25 protein-coding genes are annotated in these 16,441 nt (G+C 27.8%); 24 read left to right on the top strand and 1 reads right to left on the bottom strand.

Going from position 1 to position 16,441, the window contains the following annotated elements; translation table 11 throughout:
• The first annotated feature begins 52 nt into the window (after positions 1-52).
• From GXK56_RS02980 to GXK56_RS02965, 4 genes are all read left to right on the top strand, one after another.
• Positions 53-265 (top strand): hypothetical protein, encoded by a 213-nt coding sequence (locus GXK56_RS02980; protein WP_160684753.1) that lies wholly within the window; start codon positions 53-55, stop codon positions 263-265.
• 27 nt (positions 266-292) lie between these two features.
• The gene (locus GXK56_RS02975; protein WP_160684750.1) at positions 293-2,209 is read left to right on the top strand and encodes a hypothetical protein; all 1,917 of its coding nucleotides are present in this window, start codon (positions 293-295) and stop codon (positions 2,207-2,209) included.
• Between the two features lie 641 nt (positions 2,210-2,850).
• A complete protein-coding gene (locus GXK56_RS02970) occupies positions 2,851-3,558 on the top strand; it encodes a hypothetical protein (RefSeq protein WP_160684747.1) in 708 nt (235 codons plus the stop codon).
• Between the two features lie 2 nt (positions 3,559-3,560).
• Positions 3,561-3,887: a hypothetical protein gene (locus GXK56_RS02965; RefSeq protein ID WP_160684744.1), complete on the top strand. Its 327-nt coding sequence runs from the start codon at positions 3,561-3,563 to the stop codon at positions 3,885-3,887.
• A 152-nt stretch (positions 3,888-4,039) separates the two neighbouring features.
• Here GXK56_RS02965 and GXK56_RS02960 read toward each other — a convergent pair whose 3' ends face one another.
• Positions 4,040-4,192, bottom strand: coding sequence for a hypothetical protein (locus tag GXK56_RS02960; protein ID WP_160684741.1), 153 nt, complete (start codon positions 4,190-4,192; stop codon positions 4,040-4,042).
• A gap of 371 nt (positions 4,193-4,563) precedes the next feature.
• On the opposite strand from GXK56_RS02960, the gene GXK56_RS02955 reads away from it, so the two are divergent.
• From GXK56_RS02955 to GXK56_RS02860, 20 genes are all read left to right on the top strand, one after another.
• Complete coding sequence (locus GXK56_RS02955) at positions 4,564-5,334, top strand: Bro-N domain-containing protein (RefSeq protein ID WP_160684738.1); 771 nt, start codon at positions 4,564-4,566, stop codon at positions 5,332-5,334.
• Positions 5,335-5,506: 172 nt separating this feature from the next.
• Complete coding sequence (locus tag GXK56_RS28025) at positions 5,507-6,070, top strand: GIY-YIG nuclease family protein (protein ID WP_243155994.1); 564 nt, start codon at positions 5,507-5,509, stop codon at positions 6,068-6,070.
• Between the two features lie 13 nt (positions 6,071-6,083).
• Entirely contained in the window at positions 6,084-6,320 is a 237-nt protein-coding gene (locus GXK56_RS02945; RefSeq protein ID WP_160684735.1) for a hypothetical protein, read from the top strand.
• Entirely contained in the window at positions 6,313-6,513 is a 201-nt protein-coding gene (locus GXK56_RS02940) for a hypothetical protein (RefSeq protein ID WP_160684732.1), read from the top strand. Before GXK56_RS02945 ends, GXK56_RS02940 begins: the two co-directional genes overlap by 8 nt.
• Positions 6,494-6,877: a DUF1064 domain-containing protein gene (locus GXK56_RS02935; RefSeq protein ID WP_160684729.1), complete on the top strand. Its 384-nt coding sequence runs from the start codon at positions 6,494-6,496 to the stop codon at positions 6,875-6,877. Before GXK56_RS02940 ends, GXK56_RS02935 begins: the two co-directional genes overlap by 20 nt.
• Before the next feature lie 190 nt (positions 6,878-7,067).
• Entirely contained in the window at positions 7,068-7,361 is a 294-nt protein-coding gene (locus GXK56_RS02930; protein ID WP_160684726.1) for a hypothetical protein, read from the top strand.
• Positions 7,362-7,401: 40 nt separating this feature from the next.
• Positions 7,402-7,599: a hypothetical protein gene (locus GXK56_RS02925; protein WP_207710251.1), complete on the top strand. Its 198-nt coding sequence runs from the start codon at positions 7,402-7,404 to the stop codon at positions 7,597-7,599.
• A gap of 122 nt (positions 7,600-7,721) precedes the next feature.
• Positions 7,722-8,258 carry a hypothetical protein gene (locus tag GXK56_RS02920; RefSeq protein ID WP_160684720.1) on the top strand — a complete coding sequence of 179 codons (537 nt, stop codon included), beginning with the start codon at positions 7,722-7,724 and terminating at the stop codon, positions 8,256-8,258.
• A 66-nt stretch (positions 8,259-8,324) separates the two neighbouring features.
• Entirely contained in the window at positions 8,325-8,507 is a 183-nt protein-coding gene (locus tag GXK56_RS02915) for a hypothetical protein (RefSeq protein WP_160684717.1), read from the top strand.
• 10 nt (positions 8,508-8,517) lie between these two features.
• Positions 8,518-8,982, top strand: coding sequence for a hypothetical protein (locus tag GXK56_RS02910; RefSeq protein WP_160684714.1), 465 nt, complete (start codon positions 8,518-8,520; stop codon positions 8,980-8,982).
• A gap of 188 nt (positions 8,983-9,170) precedes the next feature.
• Entirely contained in the window at positions 9,171-9,551 is a 381-nt protein-coding gene (locus tag GXK56_RS02905) for a phage terminase small subunit P27 family (protein WP_160684711.1), read from the top strand.
• A complete protein-coding gene (locus GXK56_RS02900; RefSeq protein ID WP_160684708.1) occupies positions 9,548-11,206 on the top strand; it encodes a terminase TerL endonuclease subunit in 1,659 nt (552 codons plus the stop codon). Before GXK56_RS02905 ends, GXK56_RS02900 begins: the two co-directional genes overlap by 4 nt.
• Positions 11,207-11,444: 238 nt before the next feature.
• Entirely contained in the window at positions 11,445-12,692 is a 1,248-nt protein-coding gene (locus tag GXK56_RS02895) for a phage portal protein (RefSeq protein ID WP_160684705.1), read from the top strand.
• Positions 12,682-13,278 (top strand): HK97 family phage prohead protease, encoded by a 597-nt coding sequence (locus tag GXK56_RS02890; protein ID WP_160684702.1) that lies wholly within the window; start codon positions 12,682-12,684, stop codon positions 13,276-13,278. Before GXK56_RS02895 ends, GXK56_RS02890 begins: the two co-directional genes overlap by 11 nt.
• Positions 13,279-13,331: 53 nt before the next feature.
• Positions 13,332-14,426: a phage major capsid protein gene (locus tag GXK56_RS02885; RefSeq protein WP_160684699.1), complete on the top strand. Its 1,095-nt coding sequence runs from the start codon at positions 13,332-13,334 to the stop codon at positions 14,424-14,426.
• 61 nt (positions 14,427-14,487) lie between these two features.
• Positions 14,488-14,769 (top strand): head-tail connector protein, encoded by a 282-nt coding sequence (locus tag GXK56_RS02880; protein WP_160684696.1) that lies wholly within the window; start codon positions 14,488-14,490, stop codon positions 14,767-14,769.
• Positions 14,766-15,092 carry a phage head closure protein gene (locus GXK56_RS02875; RefSeq protein WP_160684694.1) on the top strand — a complete coding sequence of 109 codons (327 nt, stop codon included), beginning with the start codon at positions 14,766-14,768 and terminating at the stop codon, positions 15,090-15,092. The genes GXK56_RS02880 and GXK56_RS02875 overlap by 4 nt, the downstream gene beginning before the upstream one ends.
• Positions 15,093-15,443, top strand: coding sequence for a hypothetical protein (locus tag GXK56_RS02870; RefSeq protein WP_160684691.1), 351 nt, complete (start codon positions 15,093-15,095; stop codon positions 15,441-15,443).
• Entirely contained in the window at positions 15,440-15,832 is a 393-nt protein-coding gene (locus tag GXK56_RS02865; RefSeq protein WP_160684688.1) for an HK97-gp10 family putative phage morphogenesis protein, read from the top strand. Before GXK56_RS02870 ends, GXK56_RS02865 begins: the two co-directional genes overlap by 4 nt.
• Before the next feature lie 18 nt (positions 15,833-15,850).
• Entirely contained in the window at positions 15,851-16,426 is a 576-nt protein-coding gene (locus GXK56_RS02860; protein WP_160684684.1) for a major tail protein, read from the top strand.
• Positions 16,427-16,441: the final 15 nt, after the last annotated feature.

The raw sequence follows: 16,441 nt of genomic DNA, 5'->3' as shown, positions 1-16,441 counted from the left end.
TCTCCCTTCTGTTTATGACAATATAATGAATTTAGAAAGGATTTGATTAATAATGGAAAATGTCAATGACAATAATAATGATTTTAAAGTAATAAGAAGTAAGAATTTAGCAGTAACAGTTAGTTATATTTCACATGAAGACTTTTTTACATATGAAGATAAATTTGATGATAGTAAGAAAGTATATAGCTTTAGAAATACAGAAAAATTTCAAAAAGCATTAGATTTAGTATTAAAACTTAGAAATAAAGAAATAGAACTATAGAATAGTACATAGAAAGGATGAAGCAGAATGAATAACAGCATTAAAGAATTTAAAATAAATAGAACGGTAAGAAAATATAAGGAAACAATACAAAATGTACATGAAAAGCAAGTAAAGTTCGCTGAGGATTTAACTAAAATAGTTTATAATGATGATAATTTTGAAAAAGTAAATATTTATCCTGCCCGTTGTGGTATGGGTAAATCAGTAATTATAAAAGCATTATTAGATAATTTAGTAAATAATTATGGATTTATTGGAAAAGTTAAAAGAGAAGATATGCTAGAACCATATGGAGCAATTGTGATAACAGACATTATTGATAGATTAAAAGAAATAATGGATTCAGAAGGATTACAAGATAGATGTTATTTATTTCAAGGTGTTAGCGAAGAAGAATTAGAAACAAATTGTGTAAAAGAATTTAAAGAAAAAGTTCAAGAACAATTCAAATACCCAATATTATTAATATCTACTCAAAAGTATTTTAAAATGAGTAAAGAAGAAAGAGAATTTATGTATAAATGGGCAGAAGGAAAAAGAGAAGTTGCATTTATAGATGAAAAACCAATCCTTACAAATGAAGATATAATAAACGAAAAATTCTTATCTGAAATTAATATTGCATTAGATGGTTGTCGTGAAGGTGATGATAAAGATTATTTACTTAAAACATTTAAGAGAATAAAAGATAATTTAGATGATATTAGAACAGATTATTCAAAACAATATGATACTATGTGGATTAAAAAATCTAAAGAAACATTATTGATTAATGCTGATGCAGACAAAAAATTCTATGAAGTATTGGAAAATAATGTTAGTAGATATATATTTGAGAAAGTTAAAATATTACAAAGAATCTATTCAGAAGGTTGTTTATTTGTAAATAAGAAAGATGAAGACCAAGATAATAGCAGACAATTTATGTTATTAAATGATAATTCAGATAAATTTGATACAGACAAATGTAAATATCATATATTAGATGCTACGGCTTATTTTGACATTGATTATACTATAGATAAAGAATTATTTAAATACATTGAAATTGATGATAAAAAAGAAAAATCAGATATTAATATACATCATATTCCATTTAGTGCTAGTCAAAGAACATTTAAAAAGAATCCACAAGCTATTGAAGCAACTTGCAAATGGATAAATAATACTTGTGGTGATGATGTATTTGTATCTACTTATGGAAAAAAGAAAGGTCTATTTCAAAAGTTTGAAAAACAATTGGATACTAAAGATGTTGCATACTATGGAGCAATTAAAGGTAGAAATGATTGGAATAATAAAAGTACAATGGTTCATGTTGGATTTAATAGACAATCAGACATAGTTTATTTATTAACTTATTTGTATATAAATATGAAACAAGCAAAAAAACACAAGTTTAATTGGAATGAAGAACCCGAAGAAAAAATAAAGGAAATGATAGATACATTATTAAAAGTTCATTCAGAAGGTTCTCAGAAAGGTATGTTTGAAGATATATTAATGGGTTATATTATGAGAAGTAAAATAGTAGTAGATGCAGAACAAAATATTATGAGAATTAAATGTAGACATTTTGCTAATGAAGATATTTGTAATGTATTTATTATCGCAGGAAAAACATATACAAGCTATGTACAAATGTTATGTGAAAGATTAAATGCTACTCCTATGTATTATGATACTTTACCTATTGAATTTGAAGAATATAAATTAGAAAGTAGAAAATCTAATGTTGAAGGAAAAGAAAAAACTAATCCACAGATATTAAAAGAATGTTTAGAGAAATTAGAAATAGGTAAGTCAGTTAAAATGAAAGATATAATAGAATTAAGTGGACTTAGTAGAGATCAAATAAAAGGATGTATAAAGAAAAATACATATATTAAGACTTGGTTTGATGAACATAAGGGAGAAAAAAATGGACAGTATGTTGCTTAGTAATATAAAAATGGGTTACTTTCTCTAATACAATTCTATTAGAAGATGTACCCCAAAAAAATAAAATATAAAATAAAATTAATTAATAATTAGTTAGTTGAAAAAAGAGATAAAAAATCAATTGCCCTTGGGGTTTTGCCTAGTGGCTTAGGGGTAGTAGGGTGAATTATTTCTTAGGCTGTTAGTGGAATAGGTGAACGAATGTGAACCGTTATGACACTTACAAATAAAAATAAGAGGGCTACCCCTAAAAGAACGTATTATATTAGTCATAAAATATATTATATTATATTTTTGTTTAATCTATTTATTAACTTAATTAGAACAGGTAAGGTCGTTTCGGCTCTGCCTGCACGCCCTCTTTTTGTGGAAAGTGATAAATAAAAAATATGAACAAGTGAAATTTACAAAAAGGAAAAATATATAATTATTTATTATTTTCTAACTGGATAAATTAAATAGGCAGTAAATCTGTCTAATTCCTTCTTTTATTAATTTATTTTTAGATGGATAGATTACTTTATGTAGTCTGTCTTTTTAATTTATCCAAGTGAAGATATTTGGAAACTCTTGTACGGAATTACTAAATAAAAAAATATTATGGGTTATGCTTTATCTTAAAAGCAGGAAGGAGAATTATTATGAGTAAATTAGCAAAGGTATTAACAAACAAAGAAATTAAGGAACTATTAACTGACATTAGCAAAGTTATGAATGACTATGATCAATTTGAAATTGACAACGGGGATGCTTGGACTTACAAATTCAACTTGAAGAAAAATGGGGATATTGAATGTAGAATTTATGATGGCGAATGGTGTGAGTATTCTATGGCAATTCCCAAAGATGTTACCTGTGTAAAAGATGTGTTAAAGGGATACATTAATTTTTTATATGAAAATGAGATCAATTTTAGACAATCTTATCTTAAAGCCAATAAAGGCTGGTACTCTAGGAAGCACAAAAGTTTGAATTTACATTTTCAAAAACAAAATCAGACTAAAATAGATGCTATAGTTGAGGATATTTCTGAAAGATATAGTACCACTAAAAGATTAGAGAATGAGGTTGAACATTACAAGATTTTTATAAGTAGGCTCTACTGGGCATTAAATTGTATCGTGCCTAGCTGGAAAATCGAAGATATAAAAGAAGCTGCATTCAAAAGATGCGAGGAATTTGGTATTAGTAATGTAGGAATTAGTTACATAGATAATACTTTAATTGTGATGAAATCTGATGATAAAGCTACAAAAATACTGGATAAATTTGATATAGAAATTGATTCATATTCAAATATCAGTATGGTTGCAAATCAAATTGTCAGCAGATTAAGAAAGGTGGCTTAGTTATGAGTAATAGAGAAGAAATAAATAAAATGGTTCGTGGAGAATTAACATATAAAGAAGCTGAAGAATTAGAAAATAAGCTACATAGTAGATCCGATTTGGAAATTATTCAGGACTTGAAATCATTAGAATTCAAATCTCTCTTAAATACAGAGCAAGAATTGGAGAATTTCATTGATACTATGAGTGAATTGGAAGACAATGAACAAAATAGAAATACTATTAAGCAATGTAAGAAATCACTTGAACTTATAGAAATATCTATTTCTGAAAGAATTGATGATATGCTTCAAGCTGAGAAAAAGTTAAAAAATATAATTTTTGATTAAAATATTGTAAAATTGAAATAATAACTATATAATAAAAATAAGAAAAGCCTAGTGGTGGAACACTAGACTCGTCCTATAAAGTACTACGTTTTTACTTTTTTCAAAGGACTATTGAATTGATATGTAAGTTAATACTAAATCACTGAAAGGCACTACTTGGTTGGGGTGCTTTTTTCAGTTGTCTCGAAGCTAAAATCTTTGTAATGTATCTTTACTAGGTTTTTTGAATTTAAAGCTGTAAATAAAACAAGTACAACACCTAGTACTATAACTATATTAATAACAACATTTCTTGACATTTTCAATAGCAACACCTCCTTCGGACTGTATTTTCAACAATCCTTTGAAGGTGGAAAACGTAATCAACCACCGATCCCACCATATCGGCAAAATAAAATATAATTAAGTTGCACTACTAAAGAAGATTATAAAAATATAATCTTTTTATTTCATCTCGTTTGTGCAATTACAATTATACCATATAATCCTATAAATGGATATGCAATAATTTTAATTATACATTGTAATGGGTATTCACAACCCAATAGTAGTATATATAGAGCCACTTGTTTAATTACAGGTGGTTTTATTATGTACTATTTTATTGATTGTGAAAGCTGATTAGAGTGTATAAGAGATTATATACTACTATAAACTGTGAAAGGGGCATGATTATATGTCAAAACAAGTTGTAAAAATTATTAATGAACAAAAAATACTAGGAAAGGATTTTAGAGTTTATAGGTCTATAGAAGAACCTTTATTTCTTGCAAAAGATGTGGCTGAATGGTTGAATAACAAAAATACTAGTCAAATGATTAAAGATGCTGAAATTGATGAAGATGAAAAAGGTATATTTTTAACTGATACCCTTGGAGGAATTCAAAAACAACTATTTGTTACAGAAGATGGATTATATGAATTGCTTATGCAGTCAAGAAAACCTGTAGCAAAACCTTTAAAAAAAGAAATAAAATCTATTTTAAAGCAACTTAGAAAAACAGGAGCTGTAATATTGGAATATGCTTCGGAAGAATCAATTGATTTTGAAAAGAGATTTGGTAAGTACAGAATCAGAAAAACTTTCATGAATTCAAAAAGCATTGAAGCTGATTACAAGGAATTTAAAGAATTATCGCAAGGAGAATGGAAAGCTAAAAGATTGGATAACAATGATAGAATTAAACTGTGTAATATTATTTGTAGTGCTTTGGAAGAAAGATTAAAAATAAATATGGCTGATATGAAAGGTTCAGAAATGTTGTCTTTAAGAGAAGCTATAACAGATATTAAGGACGATATTATAAAATTAGCCAATAAAAAGCATGGTGGAATTAAAGCAGGACAAACAAAAGAAATCAATAGGTTAGAAGAGCAGAATGATAAATTAATTGATAGGTATGTTAAATTTGTACATAAAGAAATTGACAAAATGAAATCTAGATAGGATACATAGGGATATAAAATATTTTTACTTGACAGTTTTATATTTTATATCCATCTTCTATTAAATTATAACACAATGCAAGTAAAATGCAATAGAAATATTAAAAAAACCAAAATAAATTATTAAGTGGACAACCGACTAAACAGGTTGTTGAAAAAGAAGGGAATTAATAATGTGTAAAATTAACGGTGTATATTTAATTAAAAACTCAATCACAAAAAGAATACGTATAGGGTCTGCAACAGATATTGATAAGAGATTTAGTCACTACAAAAGCTCATTAAAAGCAGGAAAAGGCAATGCTAAAATGGTTGAAGATGTTGTGAATTATGGATTAGATTCATTTGAATTTATTATTTTAGAAGAATGCAGTATTGAAGATTTATTTATAACTGAACAAAAGTATATGAATTTATATTCTGATTGCTTTAAAAAGGATTATGGATATAACAGTAATAGAGTTAGAAAAAGAGAAAAATATATTAGGGATTTAGAGGAAGCAAGAGAATACAAAGAAAAAAGAAGCAAGGTAACTTCAGGGGAATTAAATGGACATTGTACTTGCTTGGATCAGCAAAAAGCAAATGAGATTTTATGGTTAAAGCTGAATACAAATATTAAATATAAAGATATAGCTGAATTGTATGGTTGTAGTTCTAATATGGTTAGTAGAATTATGAAGGACAGATGGATGAATAGTATTCCTGTAGCTCCAAAAGGTTATGGAAGAGTGTAGGAGGTGTATGTTAATGATAGATTTAATATTAATATTAGTTTTAGGTGGTATAGCGTTATTTCTTAATGTAAAAAATGATGTGCTGAATCAACAAAATAAAAATTTAAGAGACAGAATTGAATTCGATAAAAAGTGGTATGAGATGGATAAAAAGACAAGTGTTAATTTAGCTAGAGCGGAAGAACGTTTGAAAATAAGTAGAGAACGATATATGAAGTTTTGTGAAGGAGGAGAAAGGGTAGATGGATAAAAAAGCATTAGCAAAGCATATAAATATTGCAACTTTTATTTTAATGCTAGGTGTATTAGTAAAAGTAGTTGCTATTACAGATATTGGTGAATTAAGGCTTAGTTGTATTCTTTGTATATTTATGATATTGATAGGTTTATTAAATGACATATGGGATAGTAAAGGTAAAAATAATGGGAAAGAGATTTTATAGTAAGAAGTTTACTGATTCAGAAGGGAATAAATGGGATTCGGAAACAGAATATAACTATAATCAATACATAATTGCTAATAAGGATAAGCTTGGAATTAAATCTATTAGTAGACAAGTCAAATACATAATTCAGAATAAATTTAGAGATAAGAATAATAGGGCAGTAAGGGAAATAACTCTTACTGTCGATTTTGTTTTACTGCTTAATTCAGGAGAAATAATTATAGTGGATTGCAAAGGCTGTAAAGAGACAGTTGAAGAAACTTTTAAAATTAAATGGAAGATGATGAGGTTAAAATATCCAGAGTATGATTATAAAGTTGTGGTTTGGGATAAGAAAGCGAAGGAGTTCGTGGAAATATAAAAATAAGAGTGGCTTTTCGCTACTCTTTTATAATCAAAGTTAATTATATTTTATCTTTATTTTTATCTATATTTGTCTTTTGATAATACAAAATTATAGCATAAAAAAACAGAGTTGTAATCATTTATTTTTACTGTATTATTAGTAATGGAAGTAGCTACTCCAATAAAGAAATTTGGAGGATAAAAAAATGGAAAAACAAAAGATTACACCAAAACAAATAAGTGAAACATTAGGATTAGTAGACAATGCAATAGAGGGAATAAATAACTGCATTAGATATGTAACTAGATATAAGCATAATGTTGAAGGTGCTGAATTTGGTATACTAGCATTAGAAAAAGAAAAAAAGAGATTAGAAGAGCAGTTAGAGACTTTTGAGAATACAGATGTAGAAATAATAAAAAATACTGTATATGATAAAGAATTCGCAACTATGATTCAAGATACTTTATACGGTAGAAATGAAATTGTTGAAGAATAAATAGAAGGATTTACCACTTTACCGTAGAATAATATATTTTATGGAAGGCGGTAAATATATGGAAGAAGATAAAAATGTAAAAAAATTAAGAAAATATTTGAAAACAATAGAAGAAAGCTATATAAAACTTTTAAATGATGGAGCAGAGATACCTGAAAAAGAAAGAGATAATTTGCAATTTAAAATTGAAATTAATTTAGAAAGAGCAGAAACTCTGACGAAAGAAATATTTATGTAAGAATCCTATTAATTTAGGGTTCTTTTATCATGCAACAAAAATGTTATCAATTCTAACTAATTTACATTTATTGCATTTTTAAGCCACCTTTTATATAATTTGTATGAAGGATGGTGAGGTTTATGAAAATTATAGGCTCTTCAATTGATGTTAGATATCTTGAAGATAAAAAAAACTTTAATTTAGAAATAGATAAAAGAATGAAAATAATATCTCAAAATTTGAATGAATTTAAAAGCAAAGAAGAAAAATTATTATACATAAAAAATGAAAAAGATAGGTATGGTATTTTAAAAGAATGTAATAATATATCATGGTTGTCAGCAGGGATAAGTGTAATAACATTATTAACTTCTGCATTAGCTAGCTTTGTCAACAAAGATGATTTTGTTGAAAAGGTAATTTACTCTTTCATGTCTTGTTCATTTGGGGTATTAATATTTGGAGTATTAATACCTTGGCAACGTAGAAATACAGAATACGCTTTATATGCACAGGCGTTAAAATACGTGGAAATAGAGTTAAATGATATAAAAGATGAAAAAGATGAATTATATTATTCGTTAGAAGAATTAAAAAATAGTTTAGATATTATTAATGATGGGACAAACTACTTAAAAGGACAAATGGATACGCTTGTGATATTACATAAAAAGTAATTTATTGAGAACAGTTGAAATATACTGTTCTTTTATTATGCTCAAAAATAGATTGGAGGATTAATTATGGATAAGTTTTTAGCTATATTAAATGTAATTGTTTTTGGAATATTATTTGTACAGGCAGTAAATATTGTATTTATAAAGAAGAGTTTTAAAGTTGATAAGGAAGTAAGTAATAGCGATTTGATTGGATTGTTTGTGCTGTTTGCTTTACCTGTGATGCTTGGATTAAGTTCATTGGTATAGGTTAATAGTAATGGCTATATTAAAGCAATGTAGTTGGCATGGATGTACTAAGATTATTGCTGATGGCATTAGTTATTGTGATTATCATGCCAGTAAATATGATAAGGAACAGAAGGAAAGATATAAGGAATATAGCAATAGACGTAGACGTGATGCAGAGCAAAAGAAGTATCAAGACTTTTATAGTAGCAATGATTGGGAAAGAGTTAGGCAAGCTGTTATAAGTGATTGCCTTGGTATGGATATATTAGAATTTTATAGGACAGGACGAATTGTTGAAGGTGAGAGAGTTCATCATATAATTTGTTTGGAAGATGATTTTAATTGTAGGCTTGATATTGGTAATCTAATTCACTTAACGGAGCAGAACCATAGACGAGTTCATGCTGAATACGATAGATCAGACAAGGATAAATTGAATATGCAAAAGATTTTATTTGAATTGTTGGATAGGTTCAATAAAGAGTTTAAATAATTTTTTTATTAAAGTCAAAGTTAAATTTATCATGGTGATTATTGAATTGAAAATATGGGGGGAGTCAGAAATTAAAAAAATGAGTTGAGGGAAGTCACGTTGGGTAAGGTTACTTAAGAATTTGCACAGTTTTTTACATAGGGTGGTTTAGTATTTCAAAATATGAACATAGAGAGGAGATGATATGAGTGGTTCAAAAAGTACCTGCAAGTTTGGGGAATATAGGAAAAAAAGAGTGGAAAAGAATGTATGAAATTATTAATAATGAAAATGTAGATTTTACTGACAAAGATTTGGCTATGTTAGAAATTTACTGTAAGAATTATGAAAAGTGGATTAAGGCTGAGAAGTTCTTGGATAAGAATGGCATAAGTTATGTTTGTTCAACTGGATATCCTTCGCAGTATCCAGAAGTTACAGTTTCAAATAATGCTCAAAAACAAATGATGAGTGCTATGCGTGAATTAGGATTTAGTCCAGCATCAAGATCAAAAATATTTAAGCAAGTATCATCTTCCGAGGAATTATCAGAAGAAGATTCCGAAATGAATGAGATGATTAGCAAGTGATAGATTTAAAATTAATTGAAGAAAACAAAATATATCAAACTAATTATAAGCTTGAAGAAGTTATAAAAGAACAACAGAAGAAATACGACAATGATAAATATTATTTTGATGTTGAAGAGGCACAAAAACTTTATAAATTCATAAGTATGCTGACCCTTGATAAGGGGAAAAAAGGACAAAAAGTAAAATTACTTAGGTTTCAATTCAAAATATTAAGTGGAATATTATGCGTTAAAAATAGAGAAACTGCCTTCAGAAGATTTAAAGAAGCACACTTAAATATTGGGCGTAAAAATGGAAAGGGAAGTCTAGTTTCATGGATTATAATCTACTTATTCTTTACAGAATCCGTTTATGGTGCTGAATACATAATTGTTGCGAATACAAGAGATCAAGCTACTAACCTATATAACAGTATTCTTATAACAATTAAGAATAACAAGATGTTGAAGAAGTATGTAAAAATTACTGAATCAAAAAAGATGATAGAACGTAAGAAATTTAATACAACGTTAAGAGTATTATCTAATGAGGGCGGTAATTTAGATTCATACGCAAGCTACATAGTGGTTTTGGATGAGTGTCATGAATATAAATCAGATGAATCATATTCAAAATTAATTACAGGAATGGGACTTTGGGACGAGCCTATCATGTTCACAACTACAACTGCTTCAAGTGGAGAAGATAATACTAATTTAGAATATCAAATGTATTCTTATGCTAAATCCATAGAAGAAGGTAAAGTAGAAGATGATACATTTTTCTATGATATTTATGAAGCAGATAAAGGCTGTGAGATAATGGATACAAAACAATGGATAAAAGCAAATCCAGCATTATCAGTATTTAAAAAGCTTGATGATTTCATAAAATTAGCTAAGAAAGCTGAAGTGATGAAAACATTTGAAGCTAAATTTAGGAGATTATATCTCAATCAACACGTAGCGACAGATGATATTAAGAACGCTATCAACATGGAGTTATGGAATAGATGCTTGCAAGACATAGATTTAAATACATTAAAAGGTATGAAATCTTGGTGTGGTCTAGATTTATCTAGTAAAAATGACATAACTGCTTTTGTTCAAGTGTTCTATAATGAAATATCAGACAAATTTATTGTAGTTCCGCATCTATTTACAGCTAAAGATACCATGATAGAACGTGAAGAACAAGATAAAAATCCTTATTCTATGTGGGTTAAGCAAGGATTAGTAAATGGATTTGAAGGTAGATATGTAAAATTCAATGAGTTATTAGAGTTTATTCAGAATAAAGACAATGACTATCCTATAGAAAAATTAGGATTTGACAGATGGGGGAGTCCAACTATATTAAATGTACTTGAAAATGAATGGGACATTGTACCACTTGGACAAGGAGCAGTTACAATGACTACTGCTATAAATAGCTTTGAAAATTTATTAAATGATAATAGATTGATAATAGCTAATAATGAAGTATTTAATTTTATGGCACAAAATTGTATAGCAATAGTAAGTGAAAGTGGAGTTAAATATAGTAAGCTTAAATCTAAATTTAAAATTGATGGAATTATAGCTATGTTAATGGGATTACTGTTGGCAGTAGAAGAAAATGATGTAGAACATTATAGTGCAACAAAAGCATTAGATGCTTTAGACTGGGATTAATGAATAAAAAGAGGTGAAATAATTGAAAAATAGACTAGAAAAATTAAATAAATGGGTTAAAAAAGCTGTTTCTTATAAGTACTTTATTGAAGAAATGGCTCTTTTTATTGGGATATTTTTATTCATTATCACCAACTTTTTAATAAATTTTTATTTTGGAATGTATTCTTTAAGCATTTTATTAATTGTTTTTAGTATATTTTCCTTTAAATTTAGTAGAAAGTGAGGTGAAAAATAGATGATATTCAATAAAATTGAGAAGAGAGAAACTGTAGGTGATGCATTCGACTGGTCTGCATGGGTTAAAGGTGATGACTATATAATAGAAAATGCTTTAAATGAGCAGAATTACTTGGCTGGATTGAATATTTTAGGCAATACAATAGCAAAATTGCCTTTGGTAGTAAAACAAACAACAGATAAAGGGGAGATTGAAGCTGAAAACTATTATTTGTATGATTTATTAAGATTAAGACCGAATCCAAGTATGAATACATTTCAGTGTTTAAAATCTTTAATTATGTTATATAAGCATCAAGGAGCTAGTGGGCTTTTTATTGACAGAGATATTAAAGGAAAGGTTATAGGGTTGTATCCTTGCAAGATTTTACAATTTACTATTGATAATATTGGACTTATTAAGTCAAGTAAAGAAAATAAAGTTTTAATTGATTTTGATTGTGCAGGAGTGCAAGGCAGTTGCTTCGATAAAGATATGATTATTCTAAGAGATAATAGTTTTGATGGTATTAATTGCAAATCTACTAAGTCATATATTAAGGATACATTTGATACTAATTTACAGGCACAAGCATATCAAAAAGATTTATTTGCTAATGGTTTGACTAATAAAGCTGTAGTTCAATTTGTTACAGATGAAAGAGATGAAAAAGAACTAAAAAAAGCACAAGAAAAATTTAATAGGTTATATTCATCAAAAGGAAGAATATTTACTGTCCCTGTAGGATTCAATGTACAACCATTAAATTTAAGCCTAGTTGACTCTCAGTTTGCTGAATTAAAATTAGATGGGAAAAAATCAATTGCTACAGCTTTAGGAATTCCATTTGGGTTATTAGATAATGGCAGCATTACCGAAGCAGAAAATATATCATTTCTGACTAATACTATTAGTCCGATTTTAACTCAATTAGAACAAGAATTTGATTATAAAGTATTAGGTATGGATAGAAAAAAAGGATATAAAGTAAGAGCAAATGTTAATGCGATGCTTAGAACATCTGCTGAAAATCAATCTGTAATATTAGATAGATATGTTCGTGATGGTATTTATACTTTAAATGATGCAAAACGAATACTTGGTATGCCAACTGTAGAAGGTGGTGATGAAACAACGCTTCCAAGTGGTCAAATAAGTTTATCTGATTTAATATTAGGGAATGCAACTTGGCAAAAGGCATCGAATAGCAATAATAAAAACAATGATTTTAATGGCGAAGGGGGTGATAATAACAATGGAAAATAGAGAATTTAGGCAAGTTAAAGATTATGAAATAAGGCAAATTAAAGATACAAATACAACTGAAATTGATGGATATATAGCTAAATTTGACAGTCAAACAGAATTATTTGAAGGATTCTATGAAAAAATTGATAGAAGTGCATTCGATAATACTTTAAAAGATGGACATAACATATTTTTGCTATATCATCATCAGTGGTATAAGCCTTTAGCGTCAACTCAAACTGGAACATTAACATTATCTGTAGATAACATTGGCTTAAGATTTAATGCAGTTATTAATGATAATTTATCATATGGTAAAGATGCGATTGAATTAATAAAGCAAGGGTTAATCCAAGGTTGTTCATTTGGATTTTCATGTGTCCGAGAAAGTAATGAATATAATTCTAACGATGATAGTATTATGAGGACTTTATTAGAGGTGGAATTATATGAGGGGAGCATATTATGCATACCCCAATATCAAGATACTTCAGTATTTGCTAGAGCAAAAGAAATAGCTGAAGAAGAAAGAAATAAATTACAACAGCAAAAAGATTTAGAAATTAGAAAAAGAAAATTAGAAATTGAACTAGAGTTACTTTAATTAGTAGCTCTTTTATTATGCAAAAAATTATTAAGAAATGGAGTGTAAATGATATGAAAATAGAAGAATTAAGACAACAAAAAGCTGAAAAGGTGGAAGAAGTTAGAAAGTTAAATCAAGAAAATAAGATTGAGGAAGCTGAGAAAATTTTAGAAGAAGTTAGAAATTTAGACAAGCAAATTAAAATTTCTGAAGAACTGGAAGCAGAGGAAATGAGAGATTTACAAAATCAAAAAGCTAAAAAAGAAGAAAGAGGAGATGTTAATAATATGGAAAAAGTCAATGAAATAAGAGCGTTTGTAAAATCAGTTTTAGGGAATAAAATGACTGAGGAAGAGAGAGCTGTTGTAAAAACTACAGATAATTCAGCAGTACTACCACCACAATACATAAATAAATTACAAGAACTTAAAAAAGGATTTGGTTCATTAAAACAATATTGTGATGTGATTCCTGTAACAAAAAATGAAGGCTCTATGCCTATATTTGATCCAGAACAAAATGGAATGTTAAAAGATATAGCAGAAGGTGATGTTATACCTGATGGTAAATTAGTTACTACTGATATGCAATTCAAGTGTAAGAAAGTAGGTATAAAAGTACCGTTATCTTCAGAATTAATTGATGATGCGGAAATTGATATTGAAAACGCAGTTAATTCAACTTTTGCAGAATCTACAACATTAACAGAAAATTATTCTATTGTACAGGCTGTTAATACAAATGCAACAGAAGTTACAGCAATAGATTATACTACATTAGAAGATATAATGGCTAAAGCTTTGCCTACAGTAAAAGCTGGATTAATTACACTAACAAATGTTGAAGGTTATGCTTTATTAAAGAATATGAAAGATAAACAAGGTAGAAATATGAACTTAATTACAGTTGGGGTAGATGGAAGAGAGTATTTTAATGGCAAAGAAATTGTTACTTTTGATTCATCTTTAGTTACATTACAAGAAGGAAAAACAATAGTATTCTATTCTTTAAATATGAAGGAAGCTATTAAGTTCTTTGATAGAAGCAATGGAACAACAGTAAATAGATGGAACGACTACGATACAGATACAAAGAAAGCATCTATTTTAGAAAGATTAGATATAAAAGCTGGTGCTACAAGAAGTATTAAGAAAATTCAACTTTAGGAATTGGATAGGAGTTTTCTCCTGTCCTTTTTAATATTGAAGAACAGGAGATGATAAAAAAATGACATTAGAAGAAGCAAAGAATTATCTTAGAATAGACGATACATTTGATGACAATTACATACAAAGCATTATTGATACAACTCAAATATACATAGATTCGTGTGTTGGAGAGGCTTATAAAACAGATGAAAAATTAGTGAAATTAGCTACTTTAGTTCAATATAAGTTGATAAATGATTTATATGACAGTAAAAGTTCTTATGTTCAGAATAATATGGTTAGAGATAGAATTGTTGAGACTATATTTGAGAAATTATCTAATGCAGGTGATGAAATATGAATATAGATAATTTTAATCAAAGAATTACAATACAAAAAAGAACAATAACAAAGGTAAAAGGTATTCAGACAGATAAATGGGATATCTTTTATTCATGTTATTGTTCAGTTAATAGTTTATATGGGACTGAATTATATAAAGCATTAGAAATTTCTCAAGAAAATGTATTAAATTTTACTGTTAGATATACAAAAATTTTAGAGAATTTAAATACTAAAGATTTTAGAGTTGTATGGAAAGATAGAAATTTTAATATGATTGCTACAGATTACTTTGGATTCTCAAAAGAAAAGATAATAATCAAGGCGAAGGAGGTTTTGTAGTTGGATATTATAGAAAAGATTGATGCTGTATTATCTAATGTTTTAGAACCTTTAGGTATTTCAAGTTTTTATGGTTGGTATGATGAGGAAATTGATAAAACTCATGTGACTTTTACATTAATTAGTGATAATGAAGATGATTATTCTGATGATGAAGCTGAGTCAGTGGATTACCTTGTACAAGTTGATATTTGGAGTAAAGAAAACATGGAGGACTTGAAGAAAACAATTAAATTTACTATGAAAACTATAGAGAATTGTACTTATAGTGATGGTGCAGATTTATACGAAGATGATGTAAAAATATATCACAAAGCTTTACGTTTTAATGTACTGGAGGCTATAGAATGAGTGATTTTGAAGTGACTGGATTAGATAGTCTATTAAGGAAATTAGAGAATATGGGTAAAGAAGGTGCTTTAATACAAGATAAATCTTTAATTGAAGCAGTGCAACCTATATTAGAAGATGAAAAAGATGCAACTTTATTTAAAGACAGAAGTGGAAAGCTAAGAAAATCATTGAAGATAAGTAAAGTTAAAAAATCTAAAAATGGAAAAGTAGTATGGGTTGGAGATGTAGATAAAATAGCACAACATGGATGGTACGTTGAGTATGGATCTACCAAATCAAAACCACGTAAATCTAGACCATTTATGAAACAAGCTTATAACAAAAATAAAGATGAGGTTTATAAGAATTTAAAAGAAGCAATAGAAAATAATATAAAAAATATTTAAGAAAGAGAGTGATAATTAATGAGTAGAACAGTAGGACTAAGAGACATAAGTTTTGCACCACTATTAACAGATACAAAAGAAGGTGCAACATATGGAGCAGTTAAAAAATATGAAAGGTCAGTAGGTGCTAAACTTACACCTAAAACTAACAGTGACACAAGTTATTCTGATGATACGGTAGAAGATATTATAACAACATTTAGTCAGATTGATGTTGAAATTGAATTAAATCAATTATCTGTTCCAACTAGAGCATTTTTACAAGGTTCTAAGGTGGTAAATGGAATATTAATTGAGAATAAAAATGACCAAGCACCTTATGTATATATGGCTTTCAAGAGTAAAAAGGCAAATGGAGCTTATAGATATATTTGCTTGTATAAAGGAAAATTTGAACTTGTATCTGATGAATACCAAACTCAAGAAGATAAGGTTAAGCAAGGAACAGCAAAACTTAAAGGAACTTTTATATGTAGAGATTTTGACGAAAACTATAGATTGATTGGTGATAGTGATGATGAATCACATACAGTTACAGAATTAGAATCATGGCTAAAAACTGTTCCACCTGTACCAGTAGAATCAACACCTTAATTAATAGAGTAGGTT

The sequence above is a fragment of the Clostridium sp. C2-6-12 genome (assembly GCF_009928485.1).
Lineage (GTDB): Bacteria > Bacillota > Clostridia > Clostridiales > Clostridiaceae > Clostridium.
This window is presented reverse-complemented; position numbering and strand designations above follow the sequence as displayed.

Coding starts and splice junctions, on each gene's coding strand:
- GXK56_RS02980 (WP_160684753.1), top strand. CDS start 53: ATGGAAAATGTCAATGACAATAATAATGATTTTAAAGTAATAAGAAGT.
- GXK56_RS02975 (WP_160684750.1), top strand. CDS start 293: ATGAATAACAGCATTAAAGAATTTAAAATAAATAGAACGGTAAGAAAA.
- GXK56_RS02970 (WP_160684747.1), top strand. CDS start 2,851: ATGAGTAAATTAGCAAAGGTATTAACAAACAAAGAAATTAAGGAACTA.
- GXK56_RS02965 (WP_160684744.1), top strand. CDS start 3,561: ATGAGTAATAGAGAAGAAATAAATAAAATGGTTCGTGGAGAATTAACA.
- GXK56_RS02955 (WP_160684738.1), top strand. CDS start 4,564: ATGTCAAAACAAGTTGTAAAAATTATTAATGAACAAAAAATACTAGGA.
- GXK56_RS28025 (WP_243155994.1), top strand. CDS start 5,507: ATGTGTAAAATTAACGGTGTATATTTAATTAAAAACTCAATCACAAAA.
- GXK56_RS02945 (WP_160684735.1), top strand. CDS start 6,084: ATGATAGATTTAATATTAATATTAGTTTTAGGTGGTATAGCGTTATTT.
- GXK56_RS02940 (WP_160684732.1), top strand. CDS start 6,313: ATGGATAAAAAAGCATTAGCAAAGCATATAAATATTGCAACTTTTATT.
- GXK56_RS02935 (WP_160684729.1), top strand. CDS start 6,494: ATGGGAAAGAGATTTTATAGTAAGAAGTTTACTGATTCAGAAGGGAAT.
- GXK56_RS02930 (WP_160684726.1), top strand. CDS start 7,068: ATGGAAAAACAAAAGATTACACCAAAACAAATAAGTGAAACATTAGGA.
- GXK56_RS02925 (WP_207710251.1), top strand. CDS start 7,402: ATGGAAGGCGGTAAATATATGGAAGAAGATAAAAATGTAAAAAAATTA.
- GXK56_RS02920 (WP_160684720.1), top strand. CDS start 7,722: ATGAAAATTATAGGCTCTTCAATTGATGTTAGATATCTTGAAGATAAA.
- GXK56_RS02915 (WP_160684717.1), top strand. CDS start 8,325: ATGGATAAGTTTTTAGCTATATTAAATGTAATTGTTTTTGGAATATTA.
- GXK56_RS02910 (WP_160684714.1), top strand. CDS start 8,518: ATGGCTATATTAAAGCAATGTAGTTGGCATGGATGTACTAAGATTATT.
- GXK56_RS02895 (WP_160684705.1), top strand. CDS start 11,445: ATGATATTCAATAAAATTGAGAAGAGAGAAACTGTAGGTGATGCATTC.
- GXK56_RS02890 (WP_160684702.1), top strand. CDS start 12,682: ATGGAAAATAGAGAATTTAGGCAAGTTAAAGATTATGAAATAAGGCAA.
- GXK56_RS02885 (WP_160684699.1), top strand. CDS start 13,332: ATGAAAATAGAAGAATTAAGACAACAAAAAGCTGAAAAGGTGGAAGAA.
- GXK56_RS02880 (WP_160684696.1), top strand. CDS start 14,488: ATGACATTAGAAGAAGCAAAGAATTATCTTAGAATAGACGATACATTT.
- GXK56_RS02875 (WP_160684694.1), top strand. CDS start 14,766: ATGAATATAGATAATTTTAATCAAAGAATTACAATACAAAAAAGAACA.
- GXK56_RS02865 (WP_160684688.1), top strand. CDS start 15,440: ATGAGTGATTTTGAAGTGACTGGATTAGATAGTCTATTAAGGAAATTA.
- GXK56_RS02860 (WP_160684684.1), top strand. CDS start 15,851: ATGAGTAGAACAGTAGGACTAAGAGACATAAGTTTTGCACCACTATTA.